This window comes from Polynucleobacter sp. MWH-UH25E, from assembly GCF_018687095.1.
In the GTDB taxonomy this organism is placed as follows: Bacteria; Pseudomonadota; Gammaproteobacteria; order Burkholderiales; family Burkholderiaceae; genus Polynucleobacter.
In genome coordinates, this window is sequence record NZ_CP061286.1 from 316,601 (window position 1) to 335,429 (window position 18,829).

Here is an 18,829-nt window from a genome sequence, read left to right on the forward strand (position 1 = left end):
TAAAATATGAATGACCCTTACTATAAAAAATTTAACTTAAATGGTAAAACCGCGCTTATAACTGGTTCGGCTGGTTTGTTGGGGGCGGAACACGCAGCTGCTTTGCTTGAGGTTGGTGCACGGGTAATACTCACGGATGTAAACAGGGAAAATCTTGAAGAAACAACCCAACTGCTTTTTAAAAAGTTTTCACGAAAGCAAATTATTACAAAGGTTATGGATGTGACTAGCCCTGAAGCGATAATTTCAGTGGCAAAAAATTTGTGGGGCGATGGTTTGCGTATTGATATATTAATCAATAATGCTGCAATTGATCCCAAGGTAAAAGAGAGTATTGCCCTTTTAGAAACCTCGCGACTAGAAAATTTTTCTCTTGAGCAGTGGAATTTGGAGATAGCAGTTGGGTTAAATGGCGCTTTTTTATGTAGCAAGATTTTTGGTAGCGCCATGGCTGAAGATGGGCGGGGTGGTGTGATATTAAATATTGCCTCAGACCTGTCGGTGTTCTCTCCGGATCAGCGCCTTTATCGCAAGGATGATCTTCCTGAGAATATGCAACCTGTAAAGCCAGTTACATATTCTGTTATAAAGACCGGCTTAATTGGTTTGACCCGTTATTTGGCTACATACTGGGCCGAACAAAATGTACGCTGCAATGCGCTTTCTCCTGGCGGGGTATTTAATGGGCAATCCGAAGTCTTCGTACGGCGACTATCATCCTTGATCCCCTTAGGCCGTATGGCTCAGAAGGATGAATATTGTTCTGCAATTCAATTTTTATGTTCTGATGCTTCAAAATACATGAACGGACAGAATATCGTTATGGATGGTGGAAGAAGTGTTTGGTAAATTCTATGTTTAAAGATATGGATAATTTTTGAGCGCATCTCGAAAATCAATTCAGACTTTAATTGGACAAATATTTATTTTTGTTCAGAGTATTGCTTTAACTCCAATTTTTATAAAGACCTCAGGACCAACGGTGTATGGCGCTTATATCTTATTGCTGTCATATATGGGTCTTATATTTGGAATATCCAGTCTGGGTGTTGGAGTCACAGCCAAACGGTTTTTACCAAGCACTAATGACTTGATTGAGCGATCAAAGCTTTTTTACCCGCAATTTAATTTTCAAATGCTAGCTGTTGCACTCCTAGGCTTGGGATCGGCACTATTTTTTCAAATAAATATTGAGGCAATGCAATTACAGTTTGCTGGTTTCTGCGGTTGGCTCATTCCAGTTTATTTAGTTGCCTACACTCTATATGGTCAAACTAGTGATTATTTTCGCTATACGCACCGAGTCGGTTTTTTTAATGCCGCTATAGTTGCTCAGCCCTATATTTTCGTGGTTATAGCGCTTGGTATTTATTGGCAGATTGGTGTGATAAGCCCAAATACGCTCATAGTTTCGCTAACAATTGCTTGTTTATTTGTAGGTTTAGGGATGTTTTTCAAAATGAAGTCAGAAATAGGCTTTAGGGTTGATATCCCCAAAACAAGAAACTTAAAAAATGAGATGGTTATAGGATTCCCGCTGGTGATGGTTTTTTTGGTTGACTTTACTTTATCTGTTGGGGATAGGTATGTCATAGCCGCTATGATGTCTGTAAAGGATGTAGGGTATTACGTACCTGCATACATGCTTGGATCTTTCATAATGATAGTGCCAAAAGTTTTTGGTGTTGTTATACCGCCTCTTATATCTAAACATATGGACTCAGGCGATTTAATTCAGGCTAAGACCTTATCAGAAAGTGCTGCATCACTATTTCTATTAATAGCAATTCCATATACATTTGGTGCAATAGTTTTGGGAAGGACTTTATTGGAGATATATACAAGTTCAGATATTTCTGAGGCTACGTGGCAAGTTATTCCGATAGTAGCCCTAGCATCAATTTTCTATGGACTTGTAGTCATTAAAAATAACATCCTACTAGTACGACTAAGAACGGGAACATTATTTAAGGTTAATTTGGTTTGTTCAATATTAAATATTTTTCTTAATGTTATCTTGCTATGGATTCTTAACAATGTTGTTTACGCAGCGGTGGCAACCCTCATAACATATGTTCTAAGTTATTATTTACTATGTAGAAAAATTAATCTAGATCAAATTGATTTTGTTATAAGTAAAAATTTACTATTTAATATAATATTATCTTCTACCATTATGTTGATAACAATATATTGTTTTTTATTTTTTACAAAATTTGAAAATAAATTTACCAATTTATTTTTAATAATTCTTGGCGGGATTACATTCTTTATCGTATTTTTTGGCCAGAAGTCCAATCAAAATTATTTTAAAAAAATTATCCAGGAATTGAAATGATTAGTATAAATTTTATTCATTGGTTGAAGATAGGGGAATTATTTTCTCGCAGCTAACCATAACTTCTACATTTTTTATCAACCGCAATGTAGGCAATGACAGTAAACATTTTTTTTTGCAACGGGCCAATGTCCGCTTTTTCTAGTTGTTTAATTTCCGACTATTTATATCGAGAGAAGTTAGACAATCAATTTATCCTCTGTATCGAGCAGGGTAGTCATGTTTCTTCAGCGTACTATGAAATAGTTGATCTAATTGTTTCGCAAAATACCAGATTTAAAAAAATAATTCGCGCGAATGTTGAGTTTAGGGTTGTAACCAAAAGAAATCTCTATCAGTTTTTTAAAAATATTCTTTACTATAGAAGCATTTCAAGACGGATCAAGTCACAACTTGAGCTCGAAAGCATTGAATATGATTATGTATTATGGGCGCCAACCACTTCTAGATTGTGGCAATTTTTTAAAAAAAGAAATATTCGCATAAATGTAATTGAGCACGGACTAGGAGAGTATATCTCAGTATTGCTAGCTCAAAGCGTTAGTTGGAAAATTAGGCTTTCTAGTTTTTTGGATCGAATTTTTTGGTATCCCAATTTATCTATTAGTGATTCAACTTGGCTATGCAGTCATGCTCTGCCTAGCATTACGCAAACCGATAAAATTATTGTGCATAATTTCTCCAGGCAGTTTAGCGTTTATGCAAATAAATTTTGGGCCGATTATCAAGCGCTTTATCCAGATTCTGCATCTGAGCTAAATAAAATTGCTTCTATTGTTAGGGAATTCCCTGAGAATACGTATTTGTACTTGCCAAGTGATGAAATTAGGAGTGAAAGGCAGGGTGATTTCATTAATGCACAAATGAAATTTCTCGGGATTAAGCCTGGATCAACATTAATAATTAAGAATCATCCTAGCAATATTGGTCGAAGGGATTGGGAGATATTAAATTCTACTTATAACTGTATCCTTATTAAAGAAGAGCTTAATTGCTATACTCCAGCCGAGTTCTTGCCCATTATTCTTGGGTTAAATAGTGTTATAGGATCAGTATCTTCCACATTATTCTATTTAAGATCTTGGATGCCTGAAATTAAGGTGTTTATCTACAATGATTATGATGAGAGCATGCTGACTGAACGTGATAAGGGTTTTAAAAGACTACTTAAGATTTCTGGATTAATTGTCGGTATACCCAATGAATCATTGGATGTAAAGACTGTATTGATGGATTCGGAGACACATGAAAAAAATATTTAAGCTAACTGAGGCAGACTTTAGGGGGATTAAAGTTTGCCCATTGTGTGGAGGGGGTGCCCGAAAGGTATTAAGATTGCAAAATAGTATTGATATCTATACCAAAATCTACCCCAAATATAGTCTTGAGGTTCCACCCTCCTTTGCAAGCAGGGAGTTATTCAGCTGTCTTGACTGTGGATTGGTTTATTGGGGGCTGATTCCAAAACTTGAGGCATTGCCTTCATATCAGCATGAAATACTTGATTATGGTTTTAATGAGTCTAGGGCGTTGCAAAAAAAAGCGGAAACTTTAAATCGTCTATTGCCGACAGATGGAACGCTTGTGGATATAGGCGCCTGCAAGGGTGAGTTATTAAAGGCTGTTCGCGCTCTCAATCAGTCTGTATTGCTGATTGGAATAGAACCATCATTTGAAATGAATTTTCAAAAAGACGACATCAAGATAATTAAAGCCTTATTTGACTTTGAGTTACCCCTTGAGGCCAATTCGGTTGATTTATTTAGTGCTGTTGACGTTTTTGAGCACCTACCTCACTTAGATAAGGCATTTAGTGCCATCAATTTTTTTCTAAAAAAAGAAGGCGGTTATGTTTTTATAGAGACGCCGGATGGAGCGTACTCTTTTAATAAAAAGATTGATTACAACAATATGAATCTTTTCTGGATTGAGCATTTTTCGTTCTTGACACGCGATTCAATTAAATTTATTTGCGATAGGTATGGGTATGATCCTATTCTGGTAAAGAACCTTGGACATTCTCTGACCAGCAGTTTTAGTAGGGTCAAATCTATGTGCAAGAGCTTTGTTAAGAATGGGATCTCGAATGTTAAGAACCCGATGTATATAAATTCATCCGATCATTTGAGGGTGGTTCTTAAGAAGAGGGCGGTAGTGTGAAAGCAAATCTCACTATTAGTGTTATTACCCCATCCTATAACCAGGCTGACTTTCTTGAGGAAACCATTCAATCGGTACTCAGTCAAAATTATCCATATTTAGAGTACATCATCATAGATGGTGGAAGTGATGATGGTTCAGTAGATATCATCAAAAAATATCAAAATAATATTTACCACTGGGTATCCGAAAGAGATGGTGGTCAGTCTGAGGCGATTAATAAAGGTCTCAGACTGGCTACGGGGGATATTGTATGCTGGTTAAATTCTGATGATCTTCTTATGCCAAATACCCTCAAAACAATTGCTCATTACTTTCAAGAAAATTCAGATGCTCAATTTATTTATGGGAATGGTGTTGTATTCCATGATGACTGTTCGAAAAAAGAAGTTAATTGTCAACCAGGAAGAGTAGATCGAAAGATGTTAGGTTATTGCGACCCCATTCAACAGCCATCAACTTTTTGGAGAAGAGAAATTCATAGTAAATTAGGTTACCTAGATGAAGACCTCTTTTTTACAATGGACTGGGATTGGTTCGTGCGTGTGGCATCATTTTATCCTTTGCATTATTTGCCCATCAATTTTTCTAAATATCGAATTCACAAGGATCATAAGACGGGCAATGGCGGAGTTAGGCGGGCGGAAGAAATTCATGCAATAGTAAAAAAATATGGACCCACAGATAAACTTGGAATCTTCGCTGCCGTTCTCCCTTTCGCTGAGGAAATCAGAGATCTGAGGAGTAAGTACGGGTGGAGATTCGGAAGGGTAGCATTTTATTTTTTACATCCAAAATTATTTATGAGTTACGGCTTTGGATTAAAAAATATTGTTGGCATGTATTGACATCAAATCAGATGGTTGTAATGGTGCATGCTATTCTTGGGCCGAGTAATTTCTCTCGTACCTCGGCCATTAATGCCTTGATGGCTGGCAAGAAGAATCACTTCTTCATTTGATTGAGATTGCGTAATTTGAGATCCGAGCAGAGGTAATTAATTACGGCAATACTTGTCGCAAGAGCACTCCAATAAACATACCTGAAATCAGCTGCTGTGGTTATGGGTAAATAGCCTAAGATGTAAAGTGTTGACGAAAGAAGTAGGGTGCGTATTTGTATTAATGCCATCCTGTCTCCTTGAAGAAAAAATGTGGCGACAAGGAGTAGTATTGATGATGCAAGCCACCAGTAAGGCTTGAATAGAAAGGGTAATATATCGGCAACGCTAAAGACATATCGTTTTAGCATCTGAGTAGCTAAATTGTCTTTCTGTATTAAGCCCATTGAATTGCTTTCAATCCCATTTTGCCAAAAAAAATAAGGGCGCAAGTTGGGCGATCTCAGGAGATATAAAAACACTGATATTCGAAATTTTAAATATTCATAAAAGTTTTCCCTGACAGCGGGAATCCACGCTTCCTTAGATTTCTGATATAGAAGATCGTAGTCATTGGGATATGAGTATTTTAGGCAAAACCCTCTTCCCACTAATGTGGTTTCCATGAGATTTACGCTTGAACATCGCTTAATTTCATTTATATCATCTAGGTAAGGGATTAAACTTTTATTGGAATTTAATGAAATGGCAAATAGATCATCTGTCATTACATACCTTTGAAGATGCATGGGTTTTGCGTGCAGAATATGAGTATTGATCAAGTTGGAAGAAAAAAATAATAGGATGATCGCAGCCGCGCTAAGTGCAATCAGATTTATTTTTGATGCTAGTGGATGAAGTCTGTATGCCAATAAGAAGACTATCGGGGCAATCGCAAATATTGAATTGTGCCTAACCATAAATGCATACAGCAGCAGGAGGATTGTGAGTATTAGACTCTTTCCAGTTAAGTGGCGTCCACTAAGGGTTGCCATTACTATTAACAGGCAAAATGCCATTCCCACATCCTTCCATAAGACGCCAGCAATACAGGCAATCCAAGGAAGAAATCCTACTGCTAGATACAGGCTAGACCAGCGGTAGCCACGAGAATTTTTCATATAAATCCATAGTGCACTCCACAATAATGACAGATGCGCAAACAAGAGAACTTCAGGGCCATCTCGTAATCTATTAAGTTTTGACCAAGCCCAAGACATGATGGGTGGGAGCGCATCCGAAAATTCTAAAGTATGCGACTGGTCGTATTGCTGCAACGAGTCTGAAGACATAAATCCTGGATAGAAAGCAGTGAATAAAAAACCAAATCCCAAAACAAGAAGAGCAAATGCGAGCCATTTGTTGGTTTGTAAAACTCTAGCCATGTTGAGCACCTCTATAATTATTTTTCAGTTGCATCTAAATAGGCCACCCTAATATTAGGAGAAATTTTAATTTACTCACCATAGAAATGTATGGATAAGGTGATAGAATTTCTATTAATAAATTAAGCTCCCAAAAATAAACCTTAAAACAACTTTGAAAATAACCGAAGAAATCAAGGTATTATCGATTTTACTTGTTGGTAACAGCGTAAAATTTCATCAAATATTTTTGAGAGCATATCCGAATGCAAATATTCAAGTCATATCTTGGCGAAATTGTATTTCTGAATATGCCCATGTTATAAATTCGCATAAAACCTTCGATATTATTGTGTTTTGTGGATACGACTACAAATCATACATTTATAATTACAAGACCTATTTTAGAGTTAATGTCGAAGATCCTGTGAAAATTGCTTCTCAATTTTCAAAAAAATCTCAATTGATTTACATTGATACTGCACAAAGTATTGCAAAAAATACAATGTCAAGATATGTTTTTGCGAAGAAAAAGTTAGCCCAAGAGCTCTATAGAATTTCTGAGACAGGAAAACTGAGAATTATAAGTTTAGACACAATAATTCATGATGGAGCCATCTCAATTAATGGTGGGGTTATTGAGTGCATGATCTTTCGATGGCTAGCTACGCTCGGAAGAATTAAACTTCATTCCTCCGAGCAAATTATTGATATGGCAAAGAAGTCCAGCATGCATGGACTGGAAGGGTTCCCACTATGCCCAAGTCCATACATGCTTCATTTTCCGCGACCAAGGTTTGCTGATAGATTGCTAAGATTAATATATGGATGATGCATTTATTGTTGGTGGGGGATTTTCAGGGTTTATTCTAAAGACCCTAATTCCAAATGCAACAATAATTACGCCGATACATTTTCCTACCCCGACTTTATCATCGGGCATGCAGCAGCGTCACGCCCTTGATATCAATAAAATATGCGCCAAGAAATCAAAATCATTTGGATTCTTAAAATTTGCTAAAAATACTGGGCTTCATGATCGTCTGATAATTGGGGGTAATTCCTCTATATGGGGCGGGTTTATAGATATTTCACGGCTTGATCCGGCGATAGTTGAAGAATTATCGCAGGTTGGGTTATTTTTTTCTCGACTTACTCCTAAGGAAATTGGAGTAAGCTCCAACAGGTCATCATATAGACAATTGCATGACAGTTTTGGGAGAATACTTGATACAAGTTTATTTCTTGAGCCAGTTCGAAATTCATATCTCAGGAGTATCAAAGTCGAAAAGGGCCATCGGCATCTAAAGTTGATAGATTGTGAGGGGTCGATAAGTTCAGACTCGGAGATAGTTTTAAATTCTGACTCAATCTTATACTTGGCGCCTGGAGTGTGTCAGCTGATTGATATTCTCTACAATTCTGAGATCTTGTCTGAGGGCGATCGGCTTGAATTTGATGAGTATAAAATGAAATGGGTTTTAGGATGGGCATACAGTAACAAGAGCCCCATGAAAGTTGACGATAAAAATACAATAATTAGATATTTTCCTTCGGCAGCCCTATCTCATGCGATCGGCTTGCAAAAAGCACCACGTAAGTTAAGATTTCTAAATGTGTTTGGATTTTTTTTGGACCAAGTGTACTTGTCCGAAATTGTTACTTCCAGATTTACTATTACTAATGGAGTCTTGCTAAAGGAGCTTGGAGGGGGGGGGTTTGGAAAATCCATACATTACTTTAATTTAAGAATTAATGGCACACCTCTAAATGAGTACATCGCAAAGCATTTACCAAATACTTTTATTCTTGGCATGGCTTCCGTAGTGCAAACGAAGCCTGGACCAATCTCAAATGACATAGTTTTGCAGGCAGTTAATTTGGTAAAAGCTCATCGTAAGGTATGTGAGCTATGAATAAAAATATCTTGTTATTGTTAGATGGTTTTAGTAAGGGCATTATTTACCCTGTTATTTTCTTGGTATTTCTATTTAAATTACTGTTTAAAGGTAGAAGGATATCGAGCTCGAATGGTAGATATCTTCTCATTAAGATCATGGGTGGTGGGAATCTTATTTCATGGATTGATGTCCTTCCATGGGAGTCATGCGATATTTTAACGGCCAAAAGTAATTCTGAGATATTAAAGATATTTTCTGCATCAGCTGGAAATGTTTTCATTGACACAAATAGATTTTTAGGGTTGGCATTTTCCACGCTATATTTATTGAGGCTATATTGGCGGGGACAATATGATTGCATTATCAATATGGAGTCAGAATCTGCTTTTGCTAAATTAATATCAATAACAGTACCCTCCAAAAGAGTTGTTGGTATAACAAATATTTATAGATCTGTTATCGATAGAATAGTCTATGACGAATACATGGTATCTCCCTATGTATTGTCTCGCAAAGATTCAATATCTCAAATTGTACATTTCCATCCAAAAAGAAATACAAACTTTTTGACTATTGTTAATAGCCACCAAGAAGTATTCAAATCTAAGTTTGAAAACTATATCCCCAATGACATCATTATCGCGCCAACATGTAGTGAAGTAGATGAGTTAAGGCGCATGCCTAATAGCTTTTGGAAGTTATTCTTTGGTAGGATTCATAATTCATTCTATGAAAAAATAACAATTATCTTTCCAAGCAAGAATGATCCTCAGTATAGTTTTTTTCACAATTTAGCAGCATCGATTGGCGGAATTAAAATAGCACTCACTGGGTATGAGGAATTTATTTATATGATAAAAAACGCTGGCCTAGTTGTTACACTTGATTCCCAAGCTCTTCATGTTGCGCAGTTATTTAAGGTTCCTGCGATTGCATTTTATGGGCCAACCTCACCTATTGGAGTTGACTTAAGAGATACTACATATCCATTAACTGCCGGATTACAGTGCAGCCCTTGTACTCATAAATACTTTGTTAAGCCCTGCAACGACTCTGCATACTGCACGCAAACATCGTATCTAAGTTATGAGCTTCCATTTCTTCAGCGTCATGATTAGCTTTAATGGGTTGTTGTGACTTGAAATTGAAAAAAATGATTCAGGCGCAAATCAATTGAAGTATCGACCAGCATATATCAATTACTTCATTCCAGTATTTTTGGCGCCCGTTGCGTTTCTTCTTTCATACATTTTTTTAGGGTATTGCATTGAAGGCGATCAAATATGGTATAGAAAACTATATGAAGCTCTGAGCGATGCTAATTTGTTTAGTGCAATCGATATTTCAATTGCACACACCGGGGGTGCGGAACCGCTAAGTGCTATTATCTTATGGGTGGGGGCGTATCTCGGTATTCCCAAAGATGTGTATTTGTCAATAATAAATACCCTTTTAATTATTGGCCTTTACATTTTTTTGCGCAAGAATAGAGTTGCTGTGCCAATGATTTTTTTATTGCTTTCTAACTTTTATATTGTTGTATTAATAAGTTTTGCTGAAAGATTAAAAATTGCATATTTATTTTTAGTTTTATCAGAATTAACTGGGGGTAAGTTGCGAATCTTGCTTCTATTTTTTTCGTCTCTCTCGCATTTCCAGTCAATAATTATTCTATTCTGTTTTAGTTTCTTATACTTTTGCAAAAATATAAGAAAATCATTAATATCCCTCGAGCTAAAAAGTCCAAGATTGAATTTATTGATTGTCATTACAGTTATAGGACTTGTATTTTATATATATGATTATTTAATAATAAAAATTAATGCATATCTAGGCTCTGGTGATCCATTGGAAGTTTTGAAACTTATTCTTCTAATAGGTATACCACTTTATATAAGCTCTAGGCCTTATCAGATGGCTATTGCAATTTTACCGCTTTTACCCATCGTAATAATAATTGGTGGCACGAGGATTAATATGATTGCATTTACAATAGCAATTTATTTCCTTGTAAAAGAAAGAAAAATGAATAACCTGCTAGTATATTTTCTGATGCTCTATTTTTCAGTAAAGGGCTTATTTTTTATTGAAGATGTCATTAATACTGGACAAGGTTTTAATTAATAATTATGATTTTAATAGTGGCCCCTTATTCTGGGACTTTGCCTGAAAATAGTCCTTTTCTTGCTGGCGCAAAAAAAATAAGGACGATTATAAAAATTCTAAAATCATTTGATGATAATGTCGTACTTCTAAATAGTGGCTATAGTCATGATAATAATCAATTAATGCAAGAAATAGTGGATTTTGATGGAGTAGGTGCTGTAAAAATTATAACCCCTTCCGCTAGAAATAATTCTCGCCTTAAGTTACTTGTAAATTTAATTAATAGCAAAAAAATAATAGACGATGTTGTTTCAATACATGGGATTCCAAATGTAGTATGGTGTTACAACGGATATGCATTTGAAATGCGGGTAGCTGCTTATTTACGAAAAAAATATCGCGTAAAAACGATATTAGAATTTGAAGACTGGCATTTTGCTCGCAGAAGATTATTTAACCCTAAGCCATATTTAGATTGGATTTTCTGGCGTCTTGCTATAAGACAACTAGATTATGGTATTGTTGTTAATGGAAAATTAGCCGACAAGCTAGCTAACCATAATATTAAATCAGTTATGCTTCCCGGTATTGTTTCGCCACATGTTTCTGTTCTCCCCAATAAATTTCCACCCTTTAAAAACAAAAATACTATTGTTGGTTATTTCGGAGGTTTGAGTTCTGAAAAAGGGGCAGATAAGATATTGAGGTTAGTAGAGGATTTGGATGTTAATGCAAACTTTATCGTTACTGGAACTGGAGAGTTACAAGGTGTATTTAAGTTATTGGCAAAAAAGATGCCTGACCGACTTAAATATCTGGGCGCAGTTTCAGAGTGGGATCTTATTGCCGCAATTGCACAGGTAGATGTAATAATTAATCCACACGTTGCGAATGACGGCATATTCCCATTCAAGATAATTGAGGCATTGGGGAGTGGAAGATTGCTCATATCCACCAAATTGCCCATGCACGGTTATGAAAGTTATGTTGAAGCCATTCAATTTTACGATGGCAGTTATAGTAATTTAGTTTTTATGATCAATAGTGCAGCTGATATCTATAAAAATAAAAAAAATACAATAAATAGAGTTGCAGAAATTGCCCATGATAATTTTGGTCAAGAAAATCTGAATAATATTATTGGTAATTTATTGCAAGTCTTAAATACTCATGAGCTTTAGTAATAGAATTAATACAATTCTTTAAATAGAAAAATTTAATGTATTTTATTTCGCATAATTATGATTTCATGGCGGCAACCTAAGGCTATGGAAGGTAGATTTCATATCCATGCAGCTAACGTGCACCAGGGCGGCGGATCAGTCTTGCTTAATGCGCTCTTAAGATCCATGGAAATCCCAGTTTATTTGTCAATAGATCAGCGCATGACTTTATCGGAGGGTATTAGAAAGGATATTCAAATCAATACAGTCAATCCAACTATTTTTCATCGGTTATTTTTTGAGATTCTTCAGGCCAGGAAAGTGTTGCCAGGTGATTTTGTTTTGCGTTTTGGAAATTTGCCTCCACTTTTTAAGTTAAAGGGGCGCGTGGTTGTATTTTTGCAAAATAGATATTTAATAGATCCTGTATCGCTACATAAGCTCCCATTTAAAAGTAGGGTGCGACTTTTAATTGAGCGGCTATGGTTGTCCTGCAGGCTAAAGAATGTAGATGAGTTCTTGGTTCAAACGCCAACAATGAAAAAATATCTAGAGTTAAAAACATTTGGCAAGATTCCTATACGCGTACTACCTTTTGTTGATAATGCTTTTGGGTTTCCCCCTGATCCCCACGATTGCTGTGCAGGCTTGGATTGCCTATATGATTTCATCTATGTTGCTTCTGGAGAGCCTCATAAAAACCATCAAAATCTTCTTGAAGCCTGGAGTTTGCTGGGTAAAGAAGGAATATTTCCATCCTTATGCCTGACCATAGATGTGGGCAACTTTACCCCTCTGTGTAGTCATATAGCTAGTTTGTGTGATAAAGAGAATTTGATTATTAATAATGCTGGCAGCCTTGATCATAAGGAGGTACTTGCGTTATATAAAAAATCTAAAGCTCTAATTTATCCCTCCAAATTTGAATCGTTTGGGATTCCATTAATCGAGGCTAAGCAAGCTGGTCTGCCAGTTTTGGCGCCTGAATTAGACTATGTTCGCGATATTCTTGATCCCGTAGAGGTTTTTGATCCAAATTCTTCAGTCTCAATTGCTAGGGCGGTTAAGAGATTTATCGGGTTAGAGCGCGCTTCGCTAACAATGCTGGATGCAGCACAGTTTCTCGCTTTAATGCGCTCAGGAGATTCTTTATGAGAATATTGGTACTAGGCACCAGCGGCATGATTGGTAGCGCCGTATTTAAGATTCTTTCAGAGGATGCTAAAAACCAAGTTTTTGGAAGTATACGCGACATTGGTTGGAAGTCTTATTTTAGTCAATCTATTCAAGGGCGAATAATAAATGATGTCGATGTTATGAGCTCGGATGATCTTATTGGCTTATTTGAGCAGACTAAACCCAATGTAATTATCAATTGCATTGGTCTCACTAAGCACAAGCATGGGAGTGAGAATCCGTTAGTCTCGCTACCTATTAATTCCTTATTTCCTCATCGTTTAGCGCACCTATGTAAGCTGGTTGGCGCACGTCTAATCCATATTAGTACCGATTGCGTATTTTCTGGAGAAAGAGGTGATTACAGTGAAGGCGACCATGCTGATGCTTCGGATATATATGGAAGATCTAAAGCTTTGGGAGAAGTGGATTATCCCAATACAATCACTCTCCGTACCTCTACTATAGGACATGAGATACAGACTAGGTATGGATTGCTTGACTGGTTTCTATCTCAGGGCGAGAGTTGCAAAGGTTTTGCAAAGGCAATTTTCTCGGGGCTACCCACTGTAGTATTTGCACAAATAATACGTGATGTAGTAATTCCGCATGATGAATTAACTGGTTTATACCATGTCGCGGCAAAGCCAATCAACAAATTTGAGTTGCTAGGCATGATTGCCAGATGTTATCAAAAAGATATTGAAATTATTCGGGATGATTCATTTAGGATTGACCGTTCTTTAAATTCTGACCGATTTAGATTGGCAACTGGATATGAACCCCCTGAATGGCCAGAATTAATTAAGTTAATGCACGCATATCAATAATTTAGGACTAAGTATGTTTAAAAATAAAGTGCTTTTAATTACTGGCGGTACTGGCTCCTTTGGAAATACTGTACTTAAAAGATTTTTGTCCACCGAAGTACGAGAGATTCGTATTTTTAGTCGCGATGAAAAGAAGCAAGAGGACATGCGTATTGCTTTTAATAACCCAAAACTTAAGTTTTGCATTGGGGATATCCGTGATTATGGAAGTATTTATGAGGCCCTTAAAGGGGTTGATTTTGTTTTTCATGCTGCAGCACTCAAGCAGGTCCCATCTTGCGAGTTTTATCCTATGGAGGCTGTTCGAACCAATGTAATTGGCACTGAAAATGTTTTAAATGCTGCAACGGCAAATAATGTAAGCCGTTTAGTTGTTTTGAGTACTGATAAGGCTGTTTATCCAATAAACTCGATGGGCATTTCAAAGGCGATGGCAGAAAAACTTATGATCGCTAAGGCGCGCTTACAGACAAAAAGCGAAACGATTTTTTGCGCCACCCGCTACGGAAATGTGATGGCATCCCGTGGGTCGGTCATTCCGCTTTTTGTAACCCAGATTAAGGAAGGCAAACCTATTACTGTGACCGACCCAAAAATGACACGATTTTTAATGTCGCTTGAGGACTCTGTAGACTTAGTTTTATATGCATTTGAGCATGGTCAGCAGGGCGATATTTTTGTGCAAAAGGCTCCGGCTTCTACAGTCGCTGACTTAGCACAAGCGATTCAGGAGCTTTTTAAAAAGAATGGAGATATTCGCATAATTGGTACTCGCCATGGCGAGAAGTTGTATGAATCTTTGATCTCGCGTGAAGAAATGGCAAAGGCATTTGATATGGGGAGGTATTACCGTATACCGGCAGATAATAGGGACTTGAATTACGCCCAATACTTTACGGAGGGCGAGGAAGAAATTTCTCACCAGGAAGATTACACGTCCCATAATACTGATCGCTTAAATATTGACCAGATAAAAAATACGCTTTTAAAGTTGGATTATATTAAGGATGCATTAAATGCTTAAAGTTATGACTATCGTTGGTACTCGGCCTGAGTTAATTAAGATGAGTCGAGCGATTGCTGAGTTTGATTTGCACACTAATCATGTGCTTGTTCACACGGGCCAGAATTATGACTACGAGTTAAATCAGCTTTTCTTTGAGGATTTGGGTATACGTAAGCCAGATTATTTCCTAGAGGCAGTTGGAAGTAATGCGGCCCAAACTATAGCTAGGGTGATTGAGAAGTCAGATGAGGTAATGGAGGTGGTAAAACCTGACGCCGTCTTGCTATACGGGGATACAAATTCATGCTTAGCCGTCATTGCTGCTAAGCGTAGAAAAATACCTGTTTTCCATATGGAGGCTGGGAATCGATGTTTTGATCAGCGTGTTCCGGAGGAGTTAAATCGTAAAGTTTTGGATCATTTAAGTGACATTAATTTAGTCTTAACGGAGCATGCGCGTCGATATCTAATTGCCGAGGGAATTCCTGCCGAGACAATTATTAAAACTGGTTCACACATGCAAGAGGTTCTTGATTTTTATATGCCAAAAATCACTAGTTCTAACGTGATTAAGCAAATGGGACTAGAGTCGAATAAATTTTTCATTGTTAGTGCTCATAGGGAGGAGAACATAGATAGCAAGGAAAATATGCGCGATATGGTTGAGGCGCTCAATGCTATTGCCGACACTTACAATATGCCGGTTATTTTTTCCACACATCCTCGAACAAAAAAGCGATTGGACACAATGGAGTTAGGTGGGCTAAATAAACATATTCAGTTTATGAAGCCATTTGGTTTTTGTGACTACATCAAACTCCAAATGGAAGCTCTTTGCGTAGTGTCTGATAGTGGAACAATTTCTGAAGAAGGATCCCTATTAAATCTTCCTGCCATTACCATTCGGAATGCTCATGAGCGTCCCGAGGGCATGGATGAAGGCACATTGATTATGAGTGGTCTAAAAAAAGATAGGGTATTGGATGCGATAAGAGTAATTATTGCCCAGCACGACAAGGCTAGGAGAGTAATGGCGACAGTTGCAGACTATGAGGGCGGCCCTGTTTCTAAGCAGTTACTTCGTGTAGTGATGAGTTATGTTGATTACGTGAATAGAACAGTTTGGTCAAAATAGTTTGTATATGAGAAGTATTGCGGTTATTACCGATTCTTATTACCCTGCACGAACATCCGCTGCAGCGCAGCTTAAGGACCTGGTCATTGAGTTTAATAAATATGGAATTTCTTCTCTGGTTATTGTTCCGGATTCCGATTTAGATCAAGCTTGGAAGTTGGAGCTGTTGAATGGGGTTCGGGTGCTCAGACTGAAATCACCAAAAACTAAGGATGTGGTTTACATAAGAAGAACGTTGGCCGAATTTTTTATGCCATATTTCATGTGGATGCGTTATTTAATGTCGCCACTTTCTAGTGAAAAATTAGATGGCGTAATTTGGTACTCCCCTACAATTTTTTGGGCGCCATTTGTTAAAAGGCTTAAAAAGAAATCCTCATGTGGAAGCTACCTGATTCTTCGTGATATTTTTCCAGAGTGGGCTCTCGACCTTGGCCTTATAGGAAAGGGCATTGCATATAGATTTTTCAAGTGGATTGAGGCTAGTCAATACAAGATTGCAGACACTATTGGAGTCCAGGCTAGTAAAAATATTGAGTACTTTAAAAGCTGGCCTAAATTTAATTCAAAGAATATTGAGGTGTTGCAAAACTGGTTATCAGAGACCACACCCAGTCTTTGCAGCATATCTGTTGGCAATACTTTTTTGGCTGGCAGAAAAATATTTGTTTATGCTGGAAATATGGGGGTTGCCCAAGGCATGGGGGTCGTACTTGATTTAGCTGAGTCCCTAGTCAACAGAGGGGATATTGGTTTTCTGATGGTTGGTAGAGGTAGTGAATATGGAAATTTAAAGCGGGAGGCTTTAAATCGCAGTCTCAATAACATTTTATTTTTTGATGAGATTGATTCTGCGGAGATTCCTGCTTTATATAGACAATGCAGTATTGGATTGGTGATTCTAGACCCGCGCCACAAGACACATAATATACCTGGAAAATTTCTGTCTTATATGCAGTCCGGATTGCCGGTGCTTGCAAAAATTAATCGAGGAAATGATTTAGTGGAGTTAATCAATGAAACGCAAGTGGGCTCTACCTATACAGGATCCTCTGTGGGCGAATTAAGAGATATTGCGGAGGCCTTGGTTGATAAGATAATGACTGACGATGAAATGAGTTTGCGTTGTAAAAATTTGGCAAAAGAACTTTTTTCAACTGAGGTTGCGGTTAAGCAAATAATGAAGGCTCTTGCGCCATGAGTGCTAGAGAATTCTCTATGGAATTCTTGGATAATTTATCCTTATTCGCTTTCAATTCGCCTAGAGGCAGGAAAAACTTTAATTTACACCTTGATTACACTGAGCCCTGCCAAAGATTATTTAATGCTATAGGTGTTGATAGTTACATTCCTCCCCATAGGCATTTGCAGGATCAAAAAGATGAAACTTTGATAGCAGTTAAGGGGTTATTTGCCCTGATAGTTTTCGATGAGGCCGGAGAAATTAAACGAATCTCCAAATTTGGTACTGAAAAATTTCTTACTCAAGGTATAGCTAATGTTGGAGTCGAATTAACGCCCGTGGTTTGGCATACCGTATTGGCTCTAGTAGAGGATTCAATCCTTTTAGAGGTTAAATCCGGCCCATTTATTGCAAGTGCTGCAAAGGAAATGGCTCCATGGGCTCCGCCCGAGGATTCATCTGAGGCGGCGCATTATTTTAATAACTTGAAGAAGTTGGTAACTACAAAATAAATTTGATGTTTTAGTTTTTACACCGTGCAGTAACTGTGCTCTAGATATCTCATAACTGTATCCGTCTTTGACCATCTTCCGCGCTGCATGATTATTGGCATGCTTGCTCCCGACTTGAGTAAATCTTGTGCGGCACCTACTCTCATAGAGTGGCCGCTGATTCCTTGAATAACTAATTCATCAAGCCCAGCATTTCTGGCAATTCTTTTATAGATTCGATTGACCTGACCAGAACCAAGGTTTCTGTCTGAAATTCGACCTACGCGATCAATTCCAACGATAAGGTATTCCTGCTTCTCAGAAAGATAGTTCATCCACGACACTATGGCTAAATGAGCTCTTTGACCTAGGTGTAGCCATTTCCCTGTAGAGTCTTGATCAGTTTTACTTTTTCTCAAAAGAATGGAGGAGCTCTCAACGCCATTTTTGATTGAGAATTTGACGTCCTTAATTTGTAACGATACTAATTCGCTGCGCCTGCATAGGGTGTCATAGGCTACTAATAAGATTGCTCTATCACGTATGCCTCTGATAGAGTCATCTGTAGCTAATAGCATTTTTTCTAGGGTGTCTGCATTGATGCTTCCGGCCTGACTAGAAGAGCGACCTAACTTGCGATGCATTCTACGCATCTCTAAAGCAACATCAGGATCTTTGGTCGGATCATCAAAGCGATTTAGTTTATGTATAGCAGACAGCCCACAAAGAGCTCGTCTAATGCTCGCCGAAGATCTACCGCTATTTGTTAGCTCACAAATATATTGAACAACCAAGTTTGGCTCTGCAGGTAAGCCATTTGCATTTCTGTCATGGCAAAAATGAATGAAATCATTAAAGTCAGTGCGATAGGCTCTGATCGTAGCCGGTGCATAAGCACCTTCAATTTTTACGATAGTTGCTTGTAGAAGTTTGACAGATTTATTGAAGTCTGAGGGGTTACTTATCTTATCTGTTCTTTGATCGGCGTTGCCCACTAACTCCAGCTTTCTTTTAGCTGGACTTTTAGGCTCGGATTGTGCAAAATCTTGATTAATAAGCATTTTTTTATCTCCAATAAGATATCAAATATTACTTA

18 protein-coding genes are annotated in these 18,829 nt (G+C 37.5%); 16 read left to right on the plus strand and 2 right to left on the minus strand.

Going from position 1 to position 18,829, the window contains the following annotated elements:
* Positions 1 to 6 precede the first annotated feature (6 nt).
* The 5 genes from ICV39_RS01700 (at position 7) to ICV39_RS01720 (ending at position 5,346) form a co-directional block, all read left to right on the plus strand.
* On the plus strand, positions 7 to 849 hold the full coding sequence (locus ICV39_RS01700) for an SDR family oxidoreductase (RefSeq protein ID WP_215390186.1): 843 nt from the start codon (positions 7 to 9) through the stop codon (positions 847 to 849).
* A gap of 28 nt (positions 850 to 877) precedes the next feature.
* Positions 878 to 2,338 carry a lipopolysaccharide biosynthesis protein gene (locus ICV39_RS01705; protein ID WP_215390187.1) on the plus strand — a complete coding sequence of 487 codons (1,461 nt, stop codon included), beginning with the start codon at positions 878 to 880 and terminating at the stop codon, positions 2,336 to 2,338.
* 95 nt (positions 2,339 to 2,433) lie between these two features.
* Positions 2,434 to 3,600 (plus strand): polysialyltransferase family glycosyltransferase, encoded by a 1,167-nt coding sequence (locus tag ICV39_RS01710; RefSeq protein WP_256437480.1) that lies wholly within the window; start codon positions 2,434 to 2,436, stop codon positions 3,598 to 3,600.
* Entirely contained in the window at positions 3,584 to 4,498 is a 915-nt protein-coding gene (locus ICV39_RS01715; RefSeq protein WP_215390189.1) for a class I SAM-dependent methyltransferase, read from the plus strand. Before ICV39_RS01710 ends, ICV39_RS01715 begins: the two co-directional genes overlap by 17 nt.
* Complete coding sequence (locus ICV39_RS01720) at positions 4,495 to 5,346, plus strand: glycosyltransferase family 2 protein (RefSeq protein WP_215390190.1); 852 nt, start codon at positions 4,495 to 4,497, stop codon at positions 5,344 to 5,346. The genes ICV39_RS01715 and ICV39_RS01720 overlap by 4 nt, the downstream gene beginning before the upstream one ends.
* 97 nt (positions 5,347 to 5,443) lie before the next feature.
* Here the strand turns inward: ICV39_RS01720 and ICV39_RS01725 are convergent, their stop codons facing one another.
* Entirely contained in the window at positions 5,444 to 6,763 is a 1,320-nt protein-coding gene (locus ICV39_RS01725) for a hypothetical protein (protein WP_215390191.1), read from the minus strand.
* A gap of 154 nt (positions 6,764 to 6,917) precedes the next feature.
* Between ICV39_RS01725 and ICV39_RS01730 the strand changes: the two genes are divergently transcribed.
* The 11 genes from ICV39_RS01730 (at position 6,918) to ICV39_RS01780 (ending at position 17,754) form a co-directional block, all read left to right on the plus strand.
* The gene (locus ICV39_RS01730) at positions 6,918 to 7,574 is read left to right on the plus strand and encodes a hypothetical protein (protein ID WP_215390192.1); all 657 of its coding nucleotides are present in this window, start codon (positions 6,918 to 6,920) and stop codon (positions 7,572 to 7,574) included.
* Positions 7,567 to 8,658: a hypothetical protein gene (locus tag ICV39_RS01735; RefSeq protein ID WP_215390193.1), complete on the plus strand. Its 1,092-nt coding sequence runs from the start codon at positions 7,567 to 7,569 to the stop codon at positions 8,656 to 8,658. The genes ICV39_RS01730 and ICV39_RS01735 overlap by 8 nt, the downstream gene beginning before the upstream one ends.
* Positions 8,655 to 9,761, plus strand: coding sequence for a glycosyltransferase family 9 protein (locus ICV39_RS01740; RefSeq protein ID WP_215390194.1), 1,107 nt, complete (start codon positions 8,655 to 8,657; stop codon positions 9,759 to 9,761). The genes ICV39_RS01735 and ICV39_RS01740 overlap by 4 nt, the downstream gene beginning before the upstream one ends.
* Before the next feature lie 100 nt (positions 9,762 to 9,861).
* Positions 9,862 to 10,767, plus strand: coding sequence for a hypothetical protein (locus ICV39_RS01745; protein ID WP_215390195.1), 906 nt, complete (start codon positions 9,862 to 9,864; stop codon positions 10,765 to 10,767).
* Positions 10,768 to 10,772: 5 nt separating this feature from the next.
* Positions 10,773 to 11,930, plus strand: coding sequence for a glycosyltransferase (locus tag ICV39_RS01750; protein ID WP_215390196.1), 1,158 nt, complete (start codon positions 10,773 to 10,775; stop codon positions 11,928 to 11,930).
* A 204-nt stretch (positions 11,931 to 12,134) separates the two neighbouring features.
* A complete protein-coding gene (locus ICV39_RS01755) occupies positions 12,135 to 13,067 on the plus strand; it encodes a glycosyltransferase (RefSeq protein WP_215390197.1) in 933 nt (310 codons plus the stop codon).
* Positions 13,064 to 13,918 (plus strand): SDR family oxidoreductase, encoded by an 855-nt coding sequence (locus tag ICV39_RS01760; protein ID WP_215390198.1) that lies wholly within the window; start codon positions 13,064 to 13,066, stop codon positions 13,916 to 13,918. Before ICV39_RS01755 ends, ICV39_RS01760 begins: the two co-directional genes overlap by 4 nt.
* A 13-nt stretch (positions 13,919 to 13,931) precedes the next feature.
* Positions 13,932 to 14,942: a polysaccharide biosynthesis protein gene (locus tag ICV39_RS01765; RefSeq protein ID WP_215390199.1), complete on the plus strand. Its 1,011-nt coding sequence runs from the start codon at positions 13,932 to 13,934 to the stop codon at positions 14,940 to 14,942.
* Positions 14,935 to 16,059: a non-hydrolyzing UDP-N-acetylglucosamine 2-epimerase gene (gene wecB, locus ICV39_RS01770; protein WP_215390200.1), complete on the plus strand. Its 1,125-nt coding sequence runs from the start codon at positions 14,935 to 14,937 to the stop codon at positions 16,057 to 16,059. The genes ICV39_RS01765 and wecB overlap by 8 nt, the downstream gene beginning before the upstream one ends.
* A 7-nt stretch (positions 16,060 to 16,066) precedes the next feature.
* The gene (locus tag ICV39_RS01775; RefSeq protein WP_215390201.1) at positions 16,067 to 17,260 is read left to right on the plus strand and encodes a glycosyltransferase family 4 protein; all 1,194 of its coding nucleotides are present in this window, start codon (positions 16,067 to 16,069) and stop codon (positions 17,258 to 17,260) included.
* Between the two features lie 17 nt (positions 17,261 to 17,277).
* Positions 17,278 to 17,754, plus strand: coding sequence for a WbuC family cupin fold metalloprotein (locus ICV39_RS01780; protein WP_215390202.1), 477 nt, complete (start codon positions 17,278 to 17,280; stop codon positions 17,752 to 17,754).
* A gap of 17 nt (positions 17,755 to 17,771) precedes the next feature.
* Here ICV39_RS01780 and ICV39_RS01785 read toward each other — a convergent pair whose 3' ends face one another.
* Positions 17,772 to 18,794, minus strand: a complete 1,023-nt coding sequence (locus tag ICV39_RS01785) for a site-specific integrase (protein ID WP_215390203.1) — start codon at positions 18,792 to 18,794, stop codon at positions 17,772 to 17,774.
* Positions 18,795 to 18,829 lie beyond the last annotated feature (35 nt).

Coding starts and splice junctions, on each gene's coding strand:
- ICV39_RS01700 (WP_215390186.1), top strand. CDS start 7: ATGAATGACCCTTACTATAAAAAATTTAACTTAAATGGTAAAACCGCG.
- ICV39_RS01710 (WP_256437480.1), top strand. CDS start 2,434: ATGACAGTAAACATTTTTTTTTGCAACGGGCCAATGTCCGCTTTTTCT.
- ICV39_RS01715 (WP_215390189.1), top strand. CDS start 3,584: ATGAAAAAAATATTTAAGCTAACTGAGGCAGACTTTAGGGGGATTAAA.
- ICV39_RS01725 (WP_215390191.1), bottom strand. CDS start 6,763: ATGGCTAGAGTTTTACAAACCAACAAATGGCTCGCATTTGCTCTTCTT.
- ICV39_RS01735 (WP_215390193.1), top strand. CDS start 7,567: ATGGATGATGCATTTATTGTTGGTGGGGGATTTTCAGGGTTTATTCTA.
- ICV39_RS01740 (WP_215390194.1), top strand. CDS start 8,655: ATGAATAAAAATATCTTGTTATTGTTAGATGGTTTTAGTAAGGGCATT.
- ICV39_RS01750 (WP_215390196.1), top strand. CDS start 10,773: ATGATTTTAATAGTGGCCCCTTATTCTGGGACTTTGCCTGAAAATAGT.
- ICV39_RS01755 (WP_215390197.1), top strand. CDS start 12,135: ATGACTTTATCGGAGGGTATTAGAAAGGATATTCAAATCAATACAGTC.
- ICV39_RS01760 (WP_215390198.1), top strand. CDS start 13,064: ATGAGAATATTGGTACTAGGCACCAGCGGCATGATTGGTAGCGCCGTA.
- ICV39_RS01765 (WP_215390199.1), top strand. CDS start 13,932: ATGTTTAAAAATAAAGTGCTTTTAATTACTGGCGGTACTGGCTCCTTT.
- wecB (WP_215390200.1), top strand. CDS start 14,935: ATGCTTAAAGTTATGACTATCGTTGGTACTCGGCCTGAGTTAATTAAG.
- ICV39_RS01775 (WP_215390201.1), top strand. CDS start 16,067: ATGAGAAGTATTGCGGTTATTACCGATTCTTATTACCCTGCACGAACA.
- ICV39_RS01780 (WP_215390202.1), top strand. CDS start 17,278: ATGGAATTCTTGGATAATTTATCCTTATTCGCTTTCAATTCGCCTAGA.
- ICV39_RS01785 (WP_215390203.1), bottom strand. CDS start 18,794: ATGCTTATTAATCAAGATTTTGCACAATCCGAGCCTAAAAGTCCAGCT.